Below are 19,894 nucleotides of genomic sequence, written 5' to 3' on the forward strand. Positions count from 1 at the left end.
TCGGCGGGTTCGGTCTGTGGGGTGACCCTCGCATCCGACCACCGAGTCGGTCCAGTAGCGAGTTTCCCGCCCGCCAAGACGCGCGGCGTCTCAATCGGCCGCCCGTGGGCTTCCCTACGGGGCCCCGGTGTCCTAGGGCGTGCATCGCGACCCCCCCTATGAAACGCCGCGCCCCTGCGCCGTCGGTCACCCCAGGGAGGGGGCTGCCGGGTGGGCCTGCGACTGATCCCGCAGCCGGCCGGCCTTGCTGATCCTGGCGCGCCCAGGACCCAGAAGTATTCCTTGACAAGAATATTCTTTACAGAGAATGATTGTGTCCATGGATGCACTCCTCACCGCACTGGCAGACCCGACCCGCTGGCGGCTCGTGAGACTGCTGGCCGAGCGGCCCCGCCCGGTCGGCGTTCTTGCCCATCTCGCTGAGGCGCGCCAACCGCAGACGACCAAGCACCTGCAGACCCTTGAACGTGCAGGCATCGTCACCTCGCAGCGCACCGGCCAGCGCCGTATCTACGCGCTTCAGCCCGCCTCCCTGCGGGACCTTGCAGCTGAGCTGAACCGACTGGCCGACACTGCGGACCAGGTCGGTGGCTCGCGCTCGACCTACGACCGCTACGGGCTCAGCCTCCGCGCCGAGCGGTTTGCCGCGGAGGAGCCAGGGTGGGCCAACGGCCGCTCGTTCAGGTTCCACCGGTCGCTGACGGGGAGCCCCGAGCTGGTCTGGCGCCACCTCACCGAGGCACCCCTGCTCGCCCGCTGGTGGACGCCGGACGACCTTCGCGTCTCCGAGCTCGCCTTCGAGGCGCGACCGGGTGGACGGATCGTCCATGAATACCGCGACGTCGAGGACGCCGACGGCTCTGACCTGGTCGCCGGTCGCGCGGAGGGAGTCGTCGAGGACGTGCGCCCCGGTGAGCGTCTCAGCTACCGGCTTTCTCCCGTGCTTCCCGATGGGGGAATCGCGTTCACCGCTCACGTCGACCTTGCCCTGAAGCCCACCGATACCGGCACGGACCTCGACGCCCACTGGCGGATCACCGACAGCACGGTCCACTCCGCCGACTTCATCGCAGGCATCGAAATCGGCTTCGGCCAGAGCCTCGACAAACTCGTGGCGGCCCTCGCCGCAGACCCGCACGACACCGACCGCACCGATACAAGGAGCGCGAAATGACCCACTCGACCGACCGCAGGGTGACCGCAAACCTGGCTCTCAGCCTCGATGGGCGTTACAACGGTCCCGGCGGGGCCAACGATTTCAGTGCGTTCGCCCCGTACGTGACCACTGAGGTCGCGCGAAACCACCTCGCCCGCATCTGGGAGGGCGCGACGACGGCACTGCTGGGCAGGGTGAACGCTGAGGGATTCCTGGGGTACTGGCCGTCGGTCGCCGCGGACGAGAACGCCGATCCGCGTGATCGTGGATATGCGAAGTGGCTGGTCGACACAGAAAAGGTGGTCTTCTCGACCACCCTGACCGAGGCGTCGTGGGAACACAGCCGGGTGGTGAACGCCCCCGCTGCGGATGTCGTCGCTGACCTCAAGGCCACCGGCGAGGGCGACATTCTCGTCAACAGCAGCGCCAGCGTCATCAAGGCGCTTCTCTCGGCAGACCTGGTGGACCGGCTGTATCTCATGATCCTCCCCGAGATCGTCGGGGGCGGGCAGCGGCTGTTCGACGATGGCCTGCCGAGCTCGAAGTGGAAGCTCGCCCATCAGGAGACCGGCGATCTGGGCGAGATCGCCATGGTCTACGACCGAGTGCGCTGATCCGGCAGATCAGCACTCAGCGGGCGAGGCGGTCGGGACCGTGCCCCCGCCGACCGCCGCGGAGCTGCGGCTCCTGCGTGAGGACGTCGAACCCGATCGCGTCTATCTTCGCTGACACGTACCGCACACCTGCGAGAGGAACCCAACCGCCATGCGTATCAGGATCGTCGGCGCCGGAGCCATGGGCCGCGGCATCGCCCAGTGGGCGGCGAGCGCCGGACACACCGTCGAGCTGTGCGACGTCCGCACGGAGGCGGTGGCCGAGGCCGTGGACTTCGTACGGTCCATGCTGGAGCGCGCGGTGGCCAAGGGCCGGATGACCGCCGGGGACCGCGCCGCGGCGCTGGAGCGGCTGATCCCGCTGGACGACCCCTGGGCACCGGGCCCGGACGTCGAACTCGTCGTCGAGGCCGTACGGGAGGACCTGGACACCAAGGCCGAGGTGTTCGGGAAGCTGGAGCAGGTCCTGCCGGCCTCCACGGTCTTCGCGACCAACACCTCCTCCCTGTCGGTGACCCGGATCGCCGCCACGCTGGGCGATCCGACGCGGCTGGCAGGGCTGCACTTCTTCAACCCCGTGCCGCTGATGCGGATCGTCGAGGTCGTGCCGGGCGCCGCCACCCGTCCGGAGATCCCGCCGGCCCTCACCGCGCTGGTCGAGAGCTGTGGCCACCGCGCGGTCACGGTCGCCGACACCCCGGGCTTCCTGGTCAACCACGCAGGGCGCGGGCTGGTGACCGAGGCGCTGGCCCTGCTGGAGGAGTCGGTCGCGGACCCGGCGGACATCGACCGCATCGCCCGGGACGTACTGGGGCTGCGGATGGGGCCGTTCGAGCTGATGGACCTCACGGGCCTCGACGTGACGGCGGCGGTGATCGACTCGATCTGGCAGGGCTTCCGCCACGAGGACCGGCTCCGCCCCTCCTACCTCACCCCGAACCGGGTGACGGCGGGCCTGCACGGCCGCAAGACCGGGCGGGGATGGTTCGCGTACGGCTCCGAGGCGCACGGCGTCCCCGCGGAGGCGCCGGTGACCGGCGACGCGGACCGGCCGGTGTTCGTGGCGGGCGGCGACGACGCGCTGCGGGAGGCACTGGCCGCCTCCGGGGCCGCCGTCGAGGGCGGCAGACTCCCCTCCCCCACCGCTCTCGTCCTGGTCCCGGTGTGGGGCACCACCGCGGCCGCCGCCGTGGCCGCCCAAGGGCTCCCCGCCGAACGCACCTTCGGGGTGGACCCATTGCCCGCGACGGGCCGCCGCCGGGTCCTCGCGGTGACGCCGGCGGCCGACCCGGCCGCCGCGCGGGACGCCCGCGCCGTACTGGCCCGGGCGGCGGACGGCGAGAAGCCGTACGCCGTGTCCGTGGTGCGGGACACGGCGGGCTCGGTGGCGCAGCGGCTGCTGGCCTCGGTGGTGTCGGTCGCCGCCTCGATCGCGGAACGCTCGCTCGCCACGCCGGCGGACATCGACCTGGCTGTGACGACCGGCCTCGGCTACCCCGCCGGGCCACTGGCCTGGGGCGACCGGGTCGGCGCCGCCCGGATGCTGGAGCTGCAGCGGGCCCTGCACGCCACGACCGGCGACCCGCGCCACCGTCCGACCCGCTGGCTCACCGAACGGGCGCAGCTCGGCCTCGCGCTGACGGCCCCGGGTACCGCACCCGAGGCCTGCGTCGACCGGTAACCGGCCGGAACCCGGCGCGCACCGGCCACGCGGCGGGCGCCGGGTGGCCGGTGCGCGCCGGGCCGCGTGGCGGACACAGGGCGACGCAACGGGCTCCGGGCGAGGCTGGGCTGTCCCGCGCATCCCGGCCACGCGACAGGCTCCCGGGCGGCGAGTGGGCCCTGGGCACTGATCCGGCCGGGTCATGGCCCGTGACCGTTTCGTACAAGACCCGGGCGCGGGCGCCCGTCTACGTTCGGTGCATGACTCCACGACTCGACGCTTTCTCCGTCACCACGGCGGACCTGGCCGCCTCGCTCGCCTTCTACCGCCGGCTCGGGCTCGACATCCCCGCCGGCGCCGAGACCGCACCCCATGTCGAAGTGGCCCTCCCCGGCGGTCAGCGCCTGCTGTGGGACACGGAGGACGTGGTCCGCTCCTTCGACCCGGACTGGACCGGGCCGAAGGGCGGTGAGCGGCTCGGGCTCGCGTTTCTCTGCGACAGCCCGGCGGAGGTGGACGCCGTCTACGCGGACCTGACCGGGGCCGGCTACCGCGGCCACCTGAAGCCCTGGGACGCCGTGTGGGGCCAGCGCTACGCGATCGTCCTGGACCCGGACGGCTGCGCGGTCTCGCTCTTCGCCCCCACGTCGTAGGACGGGGTCAGGCCCGTTCCGCCAGGTAGCCGCCGAGCGTCGTGCCGGCCAGGTCCCGCATCTCCCGGGCCAGGTGGGCCTGGTCGGTGCAGCCCGCGGCGCAGGCTGCCTCGGCGTACGGCGTCCCCGCCCGTACGAGGGCCAGGGCGCGCTGCAACCGCAGGACCCTGGCCAAGGTCTTCGGTCCGTAGCCGAACGCGGTGAGGGAGCGGCGGCGCAGCTGGCGGGTGCCGAGGCCCACGGCGTGTGCGGTGGCGGTGACGGAGCCGCCCTGCCGCAGCAGGGCGGCGACGCGCGCCATGAGCGGGTCGGGCGGCTGAGCGCCGGCGGCTCTGCGCAGGGCGAGGTTCTCCAGGGCCGACGCCGGGTCGGCGGCCCCCTCGATGCGCTCCGTGAGCCTGCGGACCTCCGGACCCGGCCAGAGTGCGTCGAGGGCGACCCGCCGGTCGCGCAGTTCGTGGGCCGGTACGCCGAGGAGCGCGGGCGCGGTGCCGGGTGCGAAGCGGATCCCGGCGCAGGGTCCACCACCCGTGCCGGAGGGGGTGAACGCGTGGGTGTCGGGGCCTGCCACCAGCAGTCGGCCGCCTGCCGCGATCAGGTCCATGCAGCCGTCGGGGAGCACCTGCCGCGCCGGGTCGGGGGTCCCGCTCAACGTCCAGACGGTGGCACCGGCGAAGGCCGATGCCCGTTCCCCGTAGTGCGCGCCTCCCATGGGCTCCACGCTACGGGTCACTGGTCCCCGGTGTCCTCGGGGTCGCCGGTGTCCTTGGGGTCCTTGGGGTCGCCGCTGTTCTTGGCACCCTTGGTGTCGCCGGTGTCCCTGGGGTCCTTCTCGCGGATCGCGTGCAGCCGGGACCTCACGTCGTCCGGGGGCAGGAACCGGGACCAGCGTTCCGGGAACTCGGAGGGCATGTACACGTCGTCGTCCTCATCGTCCGCCCAGGCGTCCCAGTTCGCCGCCTGGGCGCGGGCCACGAGTTCGGCGGCCTGCGCCGCCCTGGCCCGCTCGGTGGCCGCGCGGGCGGCGGCCGTGGCCAGCGACGGCCACACGCGGTCGATCGCGGCGTTCACCGCGGCGCCCACCAGCACGGCGAAGGCGGAGATGCCTATCCAGAGCAGGACGGCGATCGGGGCGGCCAGCGAGCCGTAGATGGTGGGCCCCTCGACCGTGCTCGTCAGGTAGATCCGGAGCAGGAAGCTGCCCACCACCCACATCGCCAGCGCCACCAGCGCGCCGGGAACGTCCTCCATCCACGGCGAACGGACGGGGACGGACACGTGGTAGAGGGTCGTCAGGAACGCGATGGTCAGCACGATGACCAGGGGCCAGTACAGGACGGCGAGGACCTCGGTGCCCCAGGGGACGAACTCCACGACCCGGTCGGGGCCGACCACCAGCAGCGGTAGCACCACCGCTCCCAGCAGCAGCGCGACGACGTACAGCAGGAAGGCCAGCAGCCGGGTCTTGACGATGCCGCGGTGCCCGTCGAGCCCGTACATCACGGTGATGGTGTCGATGAAGACGTTCACCGCGCGGGAGCCCGACCACAGCGCGATCGCGAACCCGATCGAGATGACGTCGGGCCGGGCGCCGGTGGTGACGTCGTCCATGAGCGGTTTGGCGATGTCGTTCACGCCGCGCTCGGACAGCACGGTCTGCACCGCGTCCAGGATGTTCCGCTCGATGGAGGCGACGGTCGTGGTGGACGTCCAGTCGTCGACGTAGCCGAGCAGCCCGATCAGGCCGAGCAGCAGCGGAGGCAGGGACAGCAGGGTGAAGAACGCCGCTTCGGCGGCGAGTCCCAGGATGCGGTACTCGATGCACGAATTGACCGTGTCCTTGAGCAATTGCCACGCCATCTGCCGCTTGGACACGTTGCGGTAGAGGACTCGAGCCCGGTGGAGGCGACCCGGTGGCCGCTCGGGTGTTTCATTTGCTGCCTGCACGTCCTTACCGTATCGGCATGGCAGCAACCACCCACACAGTGACCAACCAGGTTCCGCCGCTGGTCGGCTATGACGTCTTCGCGAGCGACCGGGTGCTGACGGAGGCCGTCGAACGGCACACCGGGCCGGACCTCGTCGACGAGGCGCGCGGCGAACTCGAGACGCTCGGACGGTCCGCCGGCTCCGCCCAGGCCCAGACGTGGGGTGCGCAGGCGAACGAGAACCCGCCGAAGCTGCGTACCCACGACCGCTACGGGCACCGCCTCGACGAAGTCGAGTTCCACCCCGCCTGGCACCGGCTGCTCGGGCACGCGGTCTCGGCCGGCCTGACCGACGCCTGGGGACGGCCGGCCGGGCACGTCCGGCGGGCGGCCGGCTTCCTGGTGTGGACACAGGCCGAAGCGGGCCACGGCTGCCCGCTGTCCATGACGCACGCCGCGGTCCCCGCGCTGCGGACCGACCCGGCGCTGGCCGCCGAGTGGGAGCCGCTGTTGACCTCCCACGTGTACGAGGAGGGGCTCCGGCCGGCGTCGCAGAAGGCCGGGGCGCTCTTCGGGATGGGCATGACGGAGAAGCAGGGCGGCACGGACGTGCGGTCCAACACCACGCGGGCCGAACCGCTGGCCGGCGACGGGGAGTACCTGCTCACCGGGCACAAGTGGTTCTGTTCGGCGCCCATGTCGGACGGGTTCCTGGTGCTGGCGCAGGCTCCGGGCGGGCTGACCTGTTTCCTCGTACCCCGTGTCCTGCCGGACGGCTCCCGCAACGTGTTCGCGATCCAGCGCCTCAAGGACAAACTGGGCAACCGGTCGAACGCCTCCGGCGAGGTGGAGTTCGACGGCACCTGGGCCCGCCGGGTCGGCGAGGAAGGGCGCGGGGTGCGCACCATCATCGAGATGGTGGCGGCGACCCGGCTGGACTGCGTGGTGGGTTCGGCCGCGCTGATGCGGCAGGCGGTGGCCCAGGCGATCCACCACAGCGCCTACCGCAGCGCGTTCGGCGGGCTGCTGATCGAGAAGCCGCTGATGCGCAACGTACTGGCCGACCTGGCCCTGGAGTCGGAGGCGGCGACCACGCTCGCGCTGCGGCTGGCCGCCGCGTACGACGCGGACACCGAGGAGGAGCGGGCCTTCCTGCGGATCGCCGTGCCGGCCGCGAAGTACTGGGTGACGAAGCGGTGCGGCGCGGTGGTGGGCGAGGCGCTGGAGTGCCTGGGCGGCAACGGCTACGTCGAGGAGTCCGGGATGCCCCGGCTGCTGCGCGAGGCGCCCCTCAACTCGATCTGGGAGGGCTCGGGCAACGTACAGGCGCTCGATGTGCTGCGGGCGCTGCGGCGCGAGCCGCAGGCGCTGGACGCGTACCTGCGGGAGGTCGGGAAGGCCCGCGGCGCGGACCACCGGTTCGACGCGGCGGTCACGGACCTGCTGACGGAGCTCGCGGACCTGGAGGCCGTCGAGGCGCGGGCCCGGCGGCTCGTGGAGCGGATGGCCCTGGTGCTGCAGGGATCGCTGCTGCTGCGCTGGGCGCCGCCGGAGGTCGCCGACGCGTTCTGCGCGTCCCGGCTGGGCGGGGACTGGGGCTCCGCCTTCGGGACGCTGCCGCACAGCCTGGACCTGGCCTCGGTCGTGGAGCGGGCACGGGCGCAGGACCGGTAGGACCGGCAGGACCGGCCCGTACAAACGACGGAGGGTGGTGCTGCGCCGACACGGCACCACCCTCCACGCTTGTGCGCCACCGCCCGGTGGGGTCGAGGCCCCGCCGCACGGTGTTACGACACTCTCGTACGCTCCCGGGGCGCGTCACCAGAGTTGCACGGGGTTGCAACCATTGTGTGGAGTGCGCGGCGGCGGCGGTGCCGACACGGCAGGATGGCCCCCGGGCCGGTGCTTCCCTTCCGGGCCGGGCCCACGCTCGATGGGGGGACCCGACATGGAAAGAGGCTCTGTCGCGGCGCCGGGGGCGGCCCTCGCCCCGTACTCGGCCGCGAACGCACGCCGGCTCCACGGCGTCCGCGACGCCCGCCTGGCGGGCGAGCGCACGGCGCAGGCCCCGCGCGCGGAGATCGACGCGTCCTGGGACCGGGTGCTGCGCAGCGGTGTCCGCCCCGAGCAGTCCCTGGAGAGCCGGCTGCTGGAGACCGACGAGATCGAGCAACGGCGCCGCAGTTCCGCGCTGGGCGAGGTCATGCCGCTGCTGCGGGACGGGCTGGCGACGATCGTCGACGCGGCCCGGCAGATCATGGTCGTCACCGACGACGAGGGGCGGGTGCTGTGGCGGCAGGGGCACGCCGGGGTGATGCGCCTGGCCAAGGACATCTGCCTGGAGGAGGGGGCCGCCTGGGAGGAGGCGGTGACCGGCACCAACGCCATCGGGACCGCCCTCGCGACCCGCACCCCCGTCCAGGTCCACTCCGCGGAGCACTTCGTGCGCGCGCTGCACAACTGGACCTGTGCGGCGGCGCCGGTGCGCGATCCCCGCGACGGCCGGCTGATGGGCATCGTCGACGTCACGGGACCCGCGTCCACCTTCCACCCCGCGACGATGGCGCTGGTCGGCTCGGTCGCGGCGCTCGCCGAGAGCGAGCTGCGCAACAGGCATCTGATGGCCGTCGAGCAGCTGCGGTCGGTGGCCGCCCCGATCCTGTGTCGGCTGGGCGGGCGCGCCCTGGCGGTGGACACGCACGGCTGGCCGGCCGCCGTCAGCGGGATGCCGCCCATCAGCCGACTGCCGCTGCCCAAGTCCCTGCGGCCCGGCCGGGTCTGGCTGGCCTCACTCGGCATGTGCGAGGTGGAGCCGCTGCCCGGCGGCTGGCTGGTGCGGGTCGCCGACGACCCCTCGGAGGCGCCGCCGCGCCGGGTCGTGCTGGACCTGAGCCGGGAGCGGGGGCTCGCCGTCCATGTGGCCGGCCCGGTGGGGACGTGGACGCGGCAGCTCTCGCCCCGCCATGCGGAGCTGCTGTACGCGCTGGCCCTGCACCGGGAGGGGCGCACCGCCGCCGAGCTGGCCCAGGACGTCTTCGGTGATCCGACCCGGACCGTGACGGTGCGGGCGGAGATCTCGCGGATGCGGCGCCATCTCGCGGAGGTGCTCGCGCACCGCCCGTACCGCTTCGGCGAGGGGGTCGAGGTGGAGGTGGTCCTCCCCGCCGTGCCGGCCGATCTCCTGCCGCGCTCGACGGCTCCGGTGGTGGTCGGGGCGCGCACCGCGGGCGGGCCTCTCCGACCGGGTCCGGCCCGTCCCGGCCGGGGGTGAGCCAGGGGCCCACCGCTCCAGCCGGCTCCGGTCCCGCTCCGACCGGCATACGCGCCACGGGCGGGCCACCCGCACCATGCCGACCGCAAAACGCTCCACAGGCGGCCGCCGGACCCGCACCATGCCGACCGGGGTGCGCGCCGCGGGCGGAACGGGCCCGGCGGGGTCCGGTTTGGGCGCGGGACGGCGGCATGGTTCGCTGGCGGTCATGAGCAACCTCACGCGTCCCACCGATCCCGCCCCCGAGGCCGCGCCCCCGCGGGCGGAGACCTCCGAGGTGACGATCTGGTCCCTGGAGCAGACCGCGCCCACCGACCTGCGCCCGGCCGCCGCCCCCGGTGACGTGCGGATCGTACGGTCGCGGACACCGCTCCCGGAGTTCAGCCGCTTCCTGTACACGGCGGTCGGCGGAGACATCCGCTGGACCGACCGCCTGGGCCTGACCTACGCCGAGTGGCAGGAGATCCTGGAGCGGCCGGGCGCCGAGACGTGGGTGGCGTACGAGGACGGCACCCCGGCCGGGTACATCGAACTCGACGCCCAGGAGGGCGGGGTGGTCGAGATCGGCTACTTCGGGCTGATCCCCGCCTTCCGGGGGCGCCGGATCGGCGGCCACCTCCTCTCGTACGGAGTGGCGCGCGCCTGGGACCTGGCCGATCGCCATCCGGGCGTGACACCGACCGAGCGGGTGTGGGTGCACACCTGCTCCGACGACGGTCCGCACGCCATGGACAACTACCTGCGCCGCGGATTCCGGCTCTTCGACACCAGGACCGAGCGGGAACCCCTCGTGGACAGTCCCGGCCCCTGGCCGGGCGCGTACCCCGGTCCGCACACCGATTGAGCCCGCTTTGTCGGCCGTCCGGGCGTGACGGAGGCCACAGCGTCTCACATTTCGGGACCATCAAGTCCACATGATGGATCGTGGTGGACTGCCCGGAGAGGCGCGTGCCACGCTTCCGTCATGTCCGGAACTGGAATTGCCTTGGTGAGTCGGCGGCACGTCGACCTCGGCCGCATGTCCAGCGCCATCTGTCCGGCCCGCTGAGAGTCGCCGGCACCGCCGCGCTCCCCTGCTCCACCATCTTTCCTGCGCACCGCCGCGCCTGACGCGAGTGTGCAGTTCAGAGCCGCCCTCCTGCAGTCCCGAAGGACGTACTTGTCATGGCCGCCACCCCGGAACAGCCTGCTACCGCCACGCCCCGACGCAAGGCCGGACGGCACCGTGGCGAAGGTCAGTGGGCCATGGGTCACTTCACCCCCCTCAACGGGAACGAGCAGTTCAAGAAGGACGACGACAGTCTCAACGTGCGGACACGCATCGAGACGATCTACTCCAAGCGCGGTTTCGACTCGATCGACCCCAACGACCTGCGCGGGCGCATGCGGTGGTGGGGCCTCTACACGCAGCGCCGGGCCGGCATCGACGGCGGCAAGACCGCGGTCCTGGAGCCGGAGGAGCTCGAGGACTCGTACTTCATGATGCGGGTGCGGATCGACGGCGGGAGGCTGACGACCGCTCAGCTCCGCGTGATCGGCGAGATCTCCCAACAGTACGCCCGTGGCACGGCCGACATCACCGACCGGCAGAACGTCCAGATGCACTGGATCCGCATCGAGGACGTCCCCGCGATCTGGGAGAAGCTGGAGGCGGTCGGCCTCTCCACCACGGAGGCCTGCGGCGACTGCCCGCGCACGATGATTGGATCGCCGGTGGCGGGCATCGCCGCGGACGAGATCATCGACGGGACCCCGGCGCTCGAGGAGATCCACGCCCGCTACATCGGCAGCCCGGAGTTCTCCAACCTGCCGCGCAAGTTCAAGACCGCGATCTCCGGCTCGCCCGTGCAGGACGTGGTGCACGAGATCAACGACATCGCCTTCGTCGGCGTCGAGCACCCCGAGCACGGACCGGGCTTCGACCTGTGGGTCGGCGGCGGACTCTCCACCAACCCGCGCCTGGCCGAACGCCTCGGTGCCTGGGTGCCGTTGGACGAGGTCGCCGACGTCTGGGCCGGGGTCGTGGGCATCTTCCGGGACTACGGCTACCGCCGGCTGCGCAACCGCGCCCGGCTGAAGTTCCTGGTCGCCGACTGGGGCGTCGCCAGGTTCCGGCAGGTGCTGGAGGACGAGTACCTGAAGCGTCCGCTGCTCGACGGCCCGGCCCCCGCCGAACCCTCGTCGCGCTGGCGCGACCACATCGGGGTCCACCGGCAGCAGGACGGCCGCTTCTACGTGGGGTTCGCCCCGCGCGTCGGGCGGGTGGACGGATCCACCCTCGCCAAGATCGCGGAACTGGCGGAGTCGCACGGCTCGGGCCGGGTGCGGACCACCGTCGAACAGAAGATGATCATCCTCGACGTCGAGCAGGACCGGGTGGAGTCGCTGTCCGCCGGCCTGGAGGCCCTGGACTTCCAGGTGAAGCCCTCACCGTTCCGGCGCGGCACGATGGCCTGCACCGGCATCGAGTTCTGCAAGCTCGCGATCGTCGAGACGAAGGCGCGCGGAGCCGCTCTCATCGACGAACTGGAGCGCCGCCTGCCGGACTTCGAGGAGCCGCTGACCATCAACATCAACGGCTGCCCCAACGCCTGCGCCCGCATCCAGACGGCGGACATCGGCCTCAAGGGCCAGCTGATGCTGGACGAGAACGGCGAGCAGGTCGAGGGCTACCAGGTACACCTCGGCGGCGCGCTCGGGCTGGAGGCCGGCTTCGGCCGCAAGGTCCGCGGGCTGAAGGTCACCTCGGCCGAACTGCCCGACTACGTGGAGCGGGTGCTCGGCAGGTTCCAGGAGGAGCGCGAGGACGGCGAGCGCTTCGCCACGTGGGCCGCCCGGGCCGGTGCGGAGTCGTTGTCATGAGCGGACGAGCCGCGCCGTTCTACTGCCCGTACTGCGGCGACGAGGACCTGCGCCCCCACGAGGCCGGGCACGGCGCCTGGGAATGCGCTTCCTGCAACCGTGCTTTCCAGCTTCGGTTCCTGGGCCTGCTGGCCCACGGACTCCGGCGCGACCAGGCAGAAGGGGACGGGACATGACGGACACGCCGACCGCCGCGGAGTACACCGCCGAGGCCCTGGAGGAGCTCGCCGGACAGGCAGGCCGCGATCTGGAGAACGCCTCCGCCCTCGAGATCCTCACCTGGGCCACCGGCACCTTCGGCAAGAAGTTCTGCGTCACCTCCTCCATGGAGGACGCGGTCGTCGCGCACCTCGCCTCTCGCGCCCTGCCCGGCGTCGACGTGGTCTTCCTCGACACCGGCTACCACTTCCCCGAGACCATCGGGACGCGGGACGCGGTGGAGGCCGTGATGGACGTCCAGGTCATCACCCTGACCCCACGTCAGTCGGTGGCCGAGCAGGACGCCGCGTACGGGCCGAAGCTGCACGACCGCGACCCCGACCTGTGCTGCGCCCTGCGCAAGGTGAAGCCGCTGGAGGAGGGCCTGACCGCGTACGCCGCCTGGGCGACCGGGCTGCGCCGCGACGAGTCCCCCACCCGGGCGAACACCCCCGTCGTCGGCTGGGATGCCAAGCGCCGCAAGGTCAAGGTCTCGCCGATCGCCCGCTGGAGCCAGGACGACGTGGACGCCTACGTCGCCGAGCACGGCGTCCTGACCAACCCCCTGCTGATGGACGGTTACGCCTCCGTCGGCTGCGCGCCCTGCACCCGGCGGGTGCTGGAGGGCGAGGACGCCCGGGCCGGCCGCTGGGCCGGGCGCGGCAAGACCGAATGCGGGCTGCACGGCTGATGACGACTGATCAGGAGATATCGATGAGCGTGACGGAGACGGGGGCCACCGTCTGGCTCACCGGTCTGCCGAGCGCCGGCAAGACCACCATCGCCTACGAACTCGCGGGCCGGCTGCGCGGTGACGGGCACCGGGTCGAGGTCCTGGACGGTGACGAGATCCGGGAGTTCCTCTCCGCGGGTCTCGGCTTCTCCCGCGAGGACCGGCACACCAACGTCCAGCGGATCGGTTTTGTCGCCGGACTGCTGGCGGCCAACGGGGTCAAGGCGCTCGTCCCGGTCATCGCCCCGTACGCCGACAGCCGTGCCGCGGTGCGCGAGCGGCACCGGGCCGAGGACACCGCGTATCTGGAGGTGCACGTCGCGACGCCGGTCGAGGTGTGTTCCGAGCGCGACGTGAAGGGGCTGTACGCCAAGCAGGCGGCGGGCGAGCTCAGCGGTCTCACCGGGGTCGACGACCCCTACGAGGCCCCCGAGGCGCCGGATCTGCGGATCGAGTCACACCGCCAGACCGTGCAGGAGTCCGCGGCGGCGCTTCACGCGCTGCTCACCGAGAGGGGCCTGGCGTGACCACCGTCGCCACCGTGCCGGAAGGCACCGACCACCCGTACGCGCTCAGCCACCTGGATTCCCTGGAGTCCGAGGCGGTGCACATCTTCCGTGAGGTGGCGGGTGAGTTCGAGCGGCCGGTGATCCTCTTCTCCGGCGGCAAGGACTCGATCCTGATGCTGCACCTCGCGCTGAAGGCGTTCGCCCCGGCGCCCGTGCCCTTCACGCTGCTGCACGTGGACACCGGGCACAATTTCCCCGAGGTCCTCGCCTACCGCGACCGCACCGTCGAGAAGCACGGACTGCGCCTGCACGTGGCCTCCGTCCAGGACTACATCGACGCCGGCACCCTGCGCGAGCGTCCCGACGGCACCCGCAACCCGCTGCAGACCGTCCCCCTCACCGAGGCCATCCAGCAGCACCGCTTCGACGCCGTCTTCGGCGGCGGACGCCGCGACGAGGAGAAGGCCCGCGCCAAGGAGCGCGTCTTCTCGCTGCGCGACGAGTTCTCCCAGTGGGACCCCCGCCGCCAGCGCCCCGAGCTGTGGCAGCTCTACAACGGCCGCCACGCACCCGGCGAGCACGTGCGCGTCTTCCCGATCTCCAACTGGACCGAACTCGACGTCTGGCAGTACATCGAGCGCGAGGGCATCGAACTCCCGGAGATCTACTTCGCCCACGAGCGCGAGGTCTTCAACCGCTCCGGCATGTGGCTCACCGCCGGTGACTGGGGCGGCCCCAAGGAGCACGAGACGGTCGAGACGCGCCTGGTGCGCTACCGCACCGTCGGCGACATGTCCTGCACCGGCGCGGTCGACTCCGACGCCACCACCCTGGACGCCGTGATCACCGAGATCGCCGCCTCCCGGCTCACCGAGCGGGGCGCGACCCGCGCCGACGACAAGATGTCCGAGGCCGCGATGGAGGACCGCAAGCGCGAGGGGTACTTCTGAGGGATGCTCGCGCGGACCGGGCCGGGCGCGGCACGGACCCGCACCCCGTCCCACCGCGCCGGCCGCCCCCGCCGGCCCCCTCGCCCTCCCCGGACGGCTCCCCCACCGCCTGACCGGCAAAGGAGGCGCCCCCGCCACCGGACCCCGCTCCCCGACCCGGCCTGAACCGCACGAGAGGCCCGCCATGACCACCACCACCGAGCAGCTCTCGGCCACCACCCTGCTGCGCTTCGCCACCGCCGGGTCCGTCGACGACGGCAAGTCCACCCTCGTCGGGCGCCTCCTGCACGACTCCAAGTCGGTCCTCACCGACCAACTCGAAGCCGTCGCCCACGCCTCCCGCAACCGGGGCCAGGCGACGCCCGACCTCGCGCTGCTGACCGACGGACTGCGCGCCGAGCGCGAGCAGGGCATCACCATCGACGTGGCGTACCGCTACTTCGCCACCCCGCGGCGCCGGTTCATCCTGGCCGACACCCCGGGGCACGTGCAGTACACCCGGAACATGGTCACCGGCGCCTCCACGGCGGAGCTGGCCGTCGTCCTCGTCGACGCCCGCAACGGCGTCGTCGAACAGACCCGCCGCCACGCCGCCGTCGCCGCGCTCCTGCGCGTCCCCCACGTCGTCCTCGCCGTCAACAAGATGGACCTCGTGGAGTACGCGGAGCCGGTGTTCGCCGCGATCGCCGAGGAGTTCACCGCGTACGCCGCCTCCCTGGGCGTCCCGGAGATCACCGCCATCCCGATCTCGGCGCTGGCCGGCGACAACGTGGTGGACCCGTCGGCGAACATGGACTGGTACGGCGGCCCGACGGTGCTGGAGCACCTGGAGACCGTGCCGGCCGGCCACGACCTGACCCAGTGCCCCGCCCGCTTCCCCGTCCAGTACGTCATCCGCCCGCAGACCGCCGAGCACCCCGACTACCGCGGGTACGCCGGGCAGATCGCCTCCGGGGTGCTGCGCGTCGGCGAGCCCGTCACCGTCCTGCCCTCGGGCCGCACGTCGACGATCGCCGGGATCGACGCCCTGGGCGAGAGCGTGCGCGTCGCCTGGGCGCCGCAGTCGGTGACCCTGCGGCTCACCGACGACCTGGACATCTCCCGCGGCGACCTGATCGCACCGGGCGACGACGCCCCGCGGACCACCCAGGACGTCGAGGCGACCGTCTGCCACGTGGCCGACCAGCCGCTCACCGTGGGTCAGCGGGTACTCCTCAAGCACACCACCCGCACGGTCAAGGCGATCGTCAAGGACATCCCCTCCCGGCTCACTCTGGACGACCTCTCCCAGCACCCGGCACCCGGCCGGCTCGTCGCCAACGACATCGGCCGGGTCGTGGTGCGTACCGCCGAGCCGCTCGCGCTCGACGACTACGCGGCCTCCCGGCGCACCGGCTCCTTCCTCCTGATCGACCCCGCGGACGGCACGACGCTGACGGCCGGCATGGCGGGCGCCTCGTTCACCGCCGCCGCCGACGGCGCCGGGAACGCGGGCGCGGCCGAGGACGCGGAGTGGGACTTCTGATGCGTACGGACGTCTTCTCGACCTTCGCGAAGGAGGGCGGCCGGGTCGGCAGCGGCGCCCTCGGGGGAGGCCTGGGCGGGGTCGGGCGATGTGCGTGTTGACGTACGCGCACTGCCTGCGCGCCCGCCCGCACCGCCCGTCCAGACGAAGACCCGCCGCCCACCCGGCCGCGACCCCCCGTCCCAGGGGGACGTGAGCACCGGGCCGACGAGAGGAAAGCCTCCCGTGCATGCCCCCCGTACCAGCCTTCGCCGCAGCCTCGCCGCTGTCGCGGCCCTGCCGCTGCTCGCCGTCGCGCTCACCGCGTGCGGTTACGGCTCCCAGGCGAAGGACGACGACACCGAGAGCGTCTCCGCCGACGGGAAGAAGCTGTCCTCGGACACCGTGAAGATCGGGTACTTCCCGAACCTCACGCACGCCACCGCCCTGGTCGGCATCCAGAAGGGCATCATCGCCGAGGAACTGGGCGGCACCACGGTCAAGCCCTCGACGTTCAACGCCGGGCCCTCCGAGATCGAGGCGCTCAACGCGGGTGCGATCGACATCGGCTTCATCGGCCCCTCCCCCTCGATCAACGGGTACGCGAAGTCCAAGGGCCAGAGCCTGCGCATCATCGGCGGTTCGGCTTCGGGCGGCGTGAAGCTCGTCGTGAACCCGAAGAAGATCAGGACTCCGGAGGATCTCAAGGGGAAGAGGATCGCCACCCCGCAGCTCGGGAACACCCAGGACGTGGCGTTCCTCAACTGGATCTCCGAGAAGGGCTGGAAGGTCGACGCCCAGAGCGGCAAGGGCGACGTCTCCGTGGTCCGTTCGGACAACAAGGTGACCCCGGACGCCTTCAAGGCGGGTTCGCTGGACGGCGCCTGGGTCCCGGAGCCGACCGCTTCCAAGCTGGTCGCCGAGGGCGGCAAGGTCCTGCTCGACGAGTCGACGTTGTGGCCGGACGACAAGTTCGTCATCACGAACATCATCGTGTCGCAGAAGTTCCTCTCCGCACACCCGGACGTCGTGGAGGCGGTGCTGCGCGGCACCGTGAACACCAACAAGTGGATCAACGCCCACCCGGACGAGGCGAAGGCCTCGGCCAACACCGCGCTGGAGAAGCTGAACGGCAAGGCCCTGTCCGCCGACGTCCTCGACCCGGCGTGGAAGTCCATCCGCGTCACGGACGACCCGCTGGCCGCCACGCTCCAGGCACAGGCGGACCACGCGGTCGAGGCGGGCCTGCTGGAGAAGCCCGACCTCGCGGGCATCTACGACCTGAAGCCGCTGAACAAGATCCTCAAGGCCGCGGGGCGGCCCGCGGTCGGCGACGCCGGTCTCGGCGTCAAGTAGCCCACCCGACCCGCACCCAGGATTCCTGACGATTCCCCAGGAGGTGACGACCATGGCGACCACCACCCTCACCGAGGCCGAGGACCGTGCAGCGGTCGAGCACGCCGCCCGCATCACGCACGTCTCCAAGTCCTTCGCCGGACCCACGGGACAGCAGCTCGTCCTGGACGACATCACGCTCGATGTCGCTCCCGGCGAGTTCGTCACCCTCCTGGGAGCGTCCGGATGCGGCAAGTCCACGCTCCTCAACCTGGTGGCCGGGCTCGACCGCCCCACCGCGGGGTCCATCGAGACCCCCGGCGGGCGGCCGGCCCTGATGTTCCAGGAGCACGCCCTCTTCCCGTGGCTGACCGCGGGGAAGAACATCGAACTGGCCCTGCGCATGCGCGGTATGCCCAAGGCGGACCGCCGCACGGAGGCGGAGCGGCTACTCGAACTCGTACGCCTCGGCGGGGCGCACGGGAAGCGGGTGCACGAACTCTCGGGCGGGATGCGCCAGCGCGTGGCGATGGCCCGCGCGCTCGCCCAGGACAGCCGCCTCCTGCTGATGGACGAGCCGTTCGCGGCACTCGACGCCATCACGCGCGATGTCCTGCACGACGAACTCACCCGTATCTGGCACGAGACGAACGCGTCGGTGCTCTTCGTCACCCACAACGTGCGCGAGGCGGTACGGCTCGCGCAGCGGGTCGTCCTGCTGTCCTCGCGGCCCGGCCGGATCGCCCAGGAGTGGACGGTCGGCATCGAGCAGCCGCGCCGCATCGAGGACACCGCCGTGGCGGAACTGTCCGTCGAGATCACCGAACAACTGCGTGGGGAGATCCGCCGCCATGGCCAGCACTGACACGAAGGCCGACGACCTGGCGGGCCTCGAAGCGGGTCTGGACGCGCTCGACGCCGTCCAGGTGCGCCGGATACCCCTGCGCGAGATCCTGACCCGGAAGGTCCTGCCGCCGGTCGCCGCCGTCGTCCTGGTCGTCCTCGTCTGGCAGCTGCTGGTCTGGGCGGAGGTCACCGACGACTACAAGCTGCCGCCGCCGGCCGAGGTCTGGCGCAGTCTCACGGACATGTGGCTGCAGGGCACACTGCTCGAAGTCGTCTGGACCAGTGTGTCGCGCGGCCTGCTCGGCTTCCTGATGGCCGTCGCCCTCGGCACCCCGCTGGGTCTGCTGGTGGCGCGGGTGAAGGTGATCCGGGCGGCGATCGGCCCGATCCTGTCCGGGCTGCAGTCCCTGCCGTCCGTGGCGTGGGTGGCGCCGGCCATCATCTGGCTGGGGCTCGACGACCGGACCATGTACGCGGTGATCCTGCTCGGCGCGGTGCCGTCCGTCGCCAACGGGCTGGTCTCGGGCGTCGACCAGGTGCCGCCGCTGTTCCTGCGTGCGGGCCGCACCATCGGGGCGACGGGGCTGCGCGGGACGATCCACATCGTCCTGCCGGCGTCGCTGCCCGGTTACCTCGCGGGCCTCAAGCAGGGCTGGGCGTTCTCCTGGCGCTCGCTCATGGCCGCCGAGATCATCGCCTCCTCGCCCGACCTGGGCCTGGGGCTGGGACAGTTGCTGGAGAACGGCCGGAACAACTTCGACATGCCGGGGATCTTCCTGGCGATCCTGCTCATCCTGTTCGTCGGTATCGCCATCGATCTGCTGATCTTCAGTCCGCTGGAGCGGCGGGTCCTGCGCAGCCGCGGTCTCCTCGTCAGGAGCTGAGACGCCATGACCCGTCCCGTCCTCCTCGTCGTCGCCCACGGCAGCCGCGACCCACGGCACGCGGCGACCGTGCACGCGCTCACCGCGCGGGTACGGTCGCTGCGGCCCGGGCTGCGCGTGGAGACGGGCTTCCTCGAGTTCAGCGCCCCGTCGGTGCCGGGGGTGCTGGAACGCCTGGCCGCCGAGGGGGCGGACGAGGTCGTCGCGCTGCCGCTGCTGCTCACCCGGGCCTTCCACGCCACGTCGGACATCCCCTCGGTGCTGCGGGAGGCGCGGGCCCGGCTGCCGAGGCTGCGGATCCGGCAGGCCGGCGTACTCGGCCCCTCCCCGATCCTGAACGCGGCGCTGGAGCGGCGGTTGTACGAGGCGGGCCTCTCCCCCGCCGACAAGAGCTCGACCGGCCTCGTCCTGGCCGCGGCGGGCTCCACGGACCCGGAGGCGATCGCAGTGATCGCTGACATCGCGCGGGAGCTGCGGCACACCGGTTGGTGCGCCGTGCGGCCTGCGTTCGCCTCCGCGGTGGCTCCCGGCGGCCTCCCGCGCACCGCCGACGTGGCACGGGCCCTGCGTGCCGAGGGCGTGCACCGGGTGGCGGTCGCCCCGTACGTCATCGCGCCGGGCCGTCTCCCCGACCGGATCGCTGCGGGCGCGGCAGAGGCCGGGGCCGACGTCCTGGCCGGGGTGCTGGGGCCGTCGTCCGGGCTGGCCAGGCTGGTGGCGGACCGGTACGACGAGGCGTGCGCCGCGGCGGAGAGGCCCACCACGCTGAGCGCGTGAGCCGGCCGGTC

Annotated in this window: 19 protein-coding genes and 1 pseudogene; 18 read left to right on the forward strand and 2 right to left on the reverse strand. The window is 72.3% G+C overall.

The window, feature by feature from the left end:
* Positions 1 to 319 precede the first annotated feature (319 nt).
* The 4 genes from ACH4VO_RS23235 to ACH4VO_RS23250 all read left to right on the forward strand — a co-directional run bounded on the left by ACH4VO_RS23235 (position 320) and on the right by ACH4VO_RS23250 (position 4,086).
* A complete protein-coding gene (locus ACH4VO_RS23235; RefSeq protein WP_360990420.1) occupies positions 320 to 1,174 on the forward strand; it encodes a metalloregulator ArsR/SmtB family transcription factor in 855 nt (284 codons plus the stop codon).
* The gene (locus ACH4VO_RS23240) at positions 1,171 to 1,770 is read left to right on the forward strand and encodes a dihydrofolate reductase family protein (protein WP_360990417.1); all 600 of its coding nucleotides are present in this window, start codon (positions 1,171 to 1,173) and stop codon (positions 1,768 to 1,770) included. Before ACH4VO_RS23235 ends, ACH4VO_RS23240 begins: the two co-directional genes overlap by 4 nt.
* 151 nt (positions 1,771 to 1,921) lie before the next feature.
* Complete coding sequence (locus ACH4VO_RS23245; protein WP_360990414.1) at positions 1,922 to 3,451, forward strand: 3-hydroxyacyl-CoA dehydrogenase; 1,530 nt, start codon at positions 1,922 to 1,924, stop codon at positions 3,449 to 3,451.
* Between the two features lie 242 nt (positions 3,452 to 3,693).
* Positions 3,694 to 4,086 carry a VOC family protein gene (locus ACH4VO_RS23250; protein ID WP_360990411.1) on the forward strand — a complete coding sequence of 131 codons (393 nt, stop codon included), beginning with the start codon at positions 3,694 to 3,696 and terminating at the stop codon, positions 4,084 to 4,086.
* Here ACH4VO_RS23250 and ACH4VO_RS23255 read toward each other — a convergent pair.
* Both ACH4VO_RS23255 and ACH4VO_RS23260 read right to left on the reverse strand, forming a co-directional pair.
* Positions 4,026 to 4,798 (reverse strand): annotated as a pseudogene (locus ACH4VO_RS23255) (DUF6597 domain-containing transcriptional factor). The gene ACH4VO_RS23250 and the pseudogene ACH4VO_RS23255 overlap by 61 nt on opposite strands.
* 17 nt (positions 4,799 to 4,815) lie before the next feature.
* A complete protein-coding gene (locus ACH4VO_RS23260; RefSeq protein WP_360990408.1) occupies positions 4,816 to 6,033 on the reverse strand; it encodes a YihY/virulence factor BrkB family protein in 1,218 nt (405 codons plus the stop codon).
* Positions 6,034 to 6,050: 17 nt separating this feature from the next.
* Here ACH4VO_RS23260 and ACH4VO_RS23265 point away from each other — a divergent pair, with 17 nt between their 5' ends.
* The 14 genes from ACH4VO_RS23265 to ACH4VO_RS23330 all read left to right on the forward strand — a co-directional run bounded on the left by ACH4VO_RS23265 (position 6,051) and on the right by ACH4VO_RS23330 (position 19,883).
* Complete coding sequence (locus ACH4VO_RS23265) at positions 6,051 to 7,688, forward strand: acyl-CoA dehydrogenase family protein (RefSeq protein WP_360990405.1); 1,638 nt, start codon at positions 6,051 to 6,053, stop codon at positions 7,686 to 7,688.
* Between the two features lie 274 nt (positions 7,689 to 7,962).
* Positions 7,963 to 9,285 carry a GAF domain-containing protein gene (locus ACH4VO_RS23270; protein WP_360990402.1) on the forward strand — a complete coding sequence of 441 codons (1,323 nt, stop codon included), beginning with the start codon at positions 7,963 to 7,965 and terminating at the stop codon, positions 9,283 to 9,285.
* A gap of 208 nt (positions 9,286 to 9,493) precedes the next feature.
* Positions 9,494 to 10,129, forward strand: a complete 636-nt coding sequence (locus ACH4VO_RS23275) for a GNAT family N-acetyltransferase (RefSeq protein ID WP_360990399.1) — start codon at positions 9,494 to 9,496, stop codon at positions 10,127 to 10,129.
* 120 nt (positions 10,130 to 10,249) lie between these two features.
* Positions 10,250 to 10,333: a putative leader peptide gene (locus ACH4VO_RS23280; protein WP_310591794.1), complete on the forward strand. Its 84-nt coding sequence runs from the start codon at positions 10,250 to 10,252 to the stop codon at positions 10,331 to 10,333.
* A gap of 116 nt (positions 10,334 to 10,449) precedes the next feature.
* Positions 10,450 to 12,147, forward strand: coding sequence for a nitrite/sulfite reductase (locus tag ACH4VO_RS23285; RefSeq protein ID WP_360990395.1), 1,698 nt, complete (start codon positions 10,450 to 10,452; stop codon positions 12,145 to 12,147).
* Positions 12,144 to 12,323: a hypothetical protein gene (locus ACH4VO_RS23290; RefSeq protein ID WP_360990392.1), complete on the forward strand. Its 180-nt coding sequence runs from the start codon at positions 12,144 to 12,146 to the stop codon at positions 12,321 to 12,323. The genes ACH4VO_RS23285 and ACH4VO_RS23290 overlap by 4 nt, the downstream gene beginning before the upstream one ends.
* Positions 12,320 to 13,036 carry a phosphoadenylyl-sulfate reductase gene (locus ACH4VO_RS23295; protein WP_360990390.1) on the forward strand — a complete coding sequence of 239 codons (717 nt, stop codon included), beginning with the start codon at positions 12,320 to 12,322 and terminating at the stop codon, positions 13,034 to 13,036. Before ACH4VO_RS23290 ends, ACH4VO_RS23295 begins: the two co-directional genes overlap by 4 nt.
* Before the next feature lie 23 nt (positions 13,037 to 13,059).
* On the forward strand, positions 13,060 to 13,605 hold the full coding sequence (gene cysC, locus ACH4VO_RS23300; RefSeq protein ID WP_398441291.1) for an adenylyl-sulfate kinase: 546 nt from the start codon (positions 13,060 to 13,062) through the stop codon (positions 13,603 to 13,605).
* Positions 13,602 to 14,537, forward strand: coding sequence for a sulfate adenylyltransferase subunit CysD (gene cysD / locus ACH4VO_RS23305; RefSeq protein WP_360990384.1), 936 nt, complete (start codon positions 13,602 to 13,604; stop codon positions 14,535 to 14,537). The genes cysC and cysD overlap by 4 nt, the downstream gene beginning before the upstream one ends.
* Before the next feature lie 184 nt (positions 14,538 to 14,721).
* The gene (locus ACH4VO_RS23310) at positions 14,722 to 16,062 is read left to right on the forward strand and encodes a GTP-binding protein (RefSeq protein WP_360990381.1); all 1,341 of its coding nucleotides are present in this window, start codon (positions 14,722 to 14,724) and stop codon (positions 16,060 to 16,062) included.
* A 225-nt stretch (positions 16,063 to 16,287) separates the two neighbouring features.
* On the forward strand, positions 16,288 to 17,397 hold the full coding sequence (locus ACH4VO_RS23315) for an aliphatic sulfonate ABC transporter substrate-binding protein (protein ID WP_360990378.1): 1,110 nt from the start codon (positions 16,288 to 16,290) through the stop codon (positions 17,395 to 17,397).
* A gap of 52 nt (positions 17,398 to 17,449) precedes the next feature.
* A complete protein-coding gene (locus ACH4VO_RS23320) occupies positions 17,450 to 18,241 on the forward strand; it encodes an ABC transporter ATP-binding protein (protein ID WP_360990376.1) in 792 nt (263 codons plus the stop codon).
* Positions 18,228 to 19,106, forward strand: coding sequence for an ABC transporter permease (locus ACH4VO_RS23325; protein WP_360990373.1), 879 nt, complete (start codon positions 18,228 to 18,230; stop codon positions 19,104 to 19,106). Before ACH4VO_RS23320 ends, ACH4VO_RS23325 begins: the two co-directional genes overlap by 14 nt.
* Positions 19,107 to 19,112: 6 nt before the next feature.
* Complete coding sequence (locus tag ACH4VO_RS23330; RefSeq protein ID WP_360990370.1) at positions 19,113 to 19,883, forward strand: CbiX/SirB N-terminal domain-containing protein; 771 nt, start codon at positions 19,113 to 19,115, stop codon at positions 19,881 to 19,883.
* Positions 19,884 to 19,894 lie beyond the last annotated feature (11 nt).

Source organism: Streptomyces sp. NPDC020780 (genome assembly GCF_044334475.1).
Classification (GTDB): domain Bacteria; phylum Actinomycetota; class Actinomycetes; order Streptomycetales; family Streptomycetaceae; genus Streptomyces.

Excerpts from the sequence above, each read along its gene's own strand:
- ACH4VO_RS23250 (WP_360990411.1), top strand. The coding sequence starts at position 3,694 with ATGACTCCACGACTCGACGCTTTCTCCGTCACCACGGCGGACCTGGCC.
- cysC (WP_398441291.1), top strand. The coding sequence starts at position 13,060 with ATGAGCGTGACGGAGACGGGGGCCACCGTCTGGCTCACCGGTCTGCCG.
- ACH4VO_RS23240 (WP_360990417.1), top strand. The coding sequence starts at position 1,171 with ATGACCCACTCGACCGACCGCAGGGTGACCGCAAACCTGGCTCTCAGC.
- ACH4VO_RS23330 (WP_360990370.1), top strand. The coding sequence starts at position 19,113 with ATGACCCGTCCCGTCCTCCTCGTCGTCGCCCACGGCAGCCGCGACCCA.
- ACH4VO_RS23290 (WP_360990392.1), top strand. The coding sequence starts at position 12,144 with ATGAGCGGACGAGCCGCGCCGTTCTACTGCCCGTACTGCGGCGACGAG.
- ACH4VO_RS23320 (WP_360990376.1), top strand. The coding sequence starts at position 17,450 with ATGGCGACCACCACCCTCACCGAGGCCGAGGACCGTGCAGCGGTCGAG.
- ACH4VO_RS23245 (WP_360990414.1), top strand. The coding sequence starts at position 1,922 with ATGCGTATCAGGATCGTCGGCGCCGGAGCCATGGGCCGCGGCATCGCC.
- ACH4VO_RS23235 (WP_360990420.1), top strand. The coding sequence starts at position 320 with ATGGATGCACTCCTCACCGCACTGGCAGACCCGACCCGCTGGCGGCTC.
- ACH4VO_RS23325 (WP_360990373.1), top strand. The coding sequence starts at position 18,228 with ATGGCCAGCACTGACACGAAGGCCGACGACCTGGCGGGCCTCGAAGCG.
- ACH4VO_RS23280 (WP_310591794.1), top strand. The coding sequence starts at position 10,250 with ATGTCCGGAACTGGAATTGCCTTGGTGAGTCGGCGGCACGTCGACCTC.
- ACH4VO_RS23275 (WP_360990399.1), top strand. The coding sequence starts at position 9,494 with ATGAGCAACCTCACGCGTCCCACCGATCCCGCCCCCGAGGCCGCGCCC.
- ACH4VO_RS23270 (WP_360990402.1), top strand. The coding sequence starts at position 7,963 with ATGGAAAGAGGCTCTGTCGCGGCGCCGGGGGCGGCCCTCGCCCCGTAC.
- ACH4VO_RS23285 (WP_360990395.1), top strand. The coding sequence starts at position 10,450 with ATGGCCGCCACCCCGGAACAGCCTGCTACCGCCACGCCCCGACGCAAG.
- ACH4VO_RS23295 (WP_360990390.1), top strand. The coding sequence starts at position 12,320 with ATGACGGACACGCCGACCGCCGCGGAGTACACCGCCGAGGCCCTGGAG.
- ACH4VO_RS23310 (WP_360990381.1), top strand. The coding sequence starts at position 14,722 with ATGACCACCACCACCGAGCAGCTCTCGGCCACCACCCTGCTGCGCTTC.
- ACH4VO_RS23265 (WP_360990405.1), top strand. The coding sequence starts at position 6,051 with ATGGCAGCAACCACCCACACAGTGACCAACCAGGTTCCGCCGCTGGTC.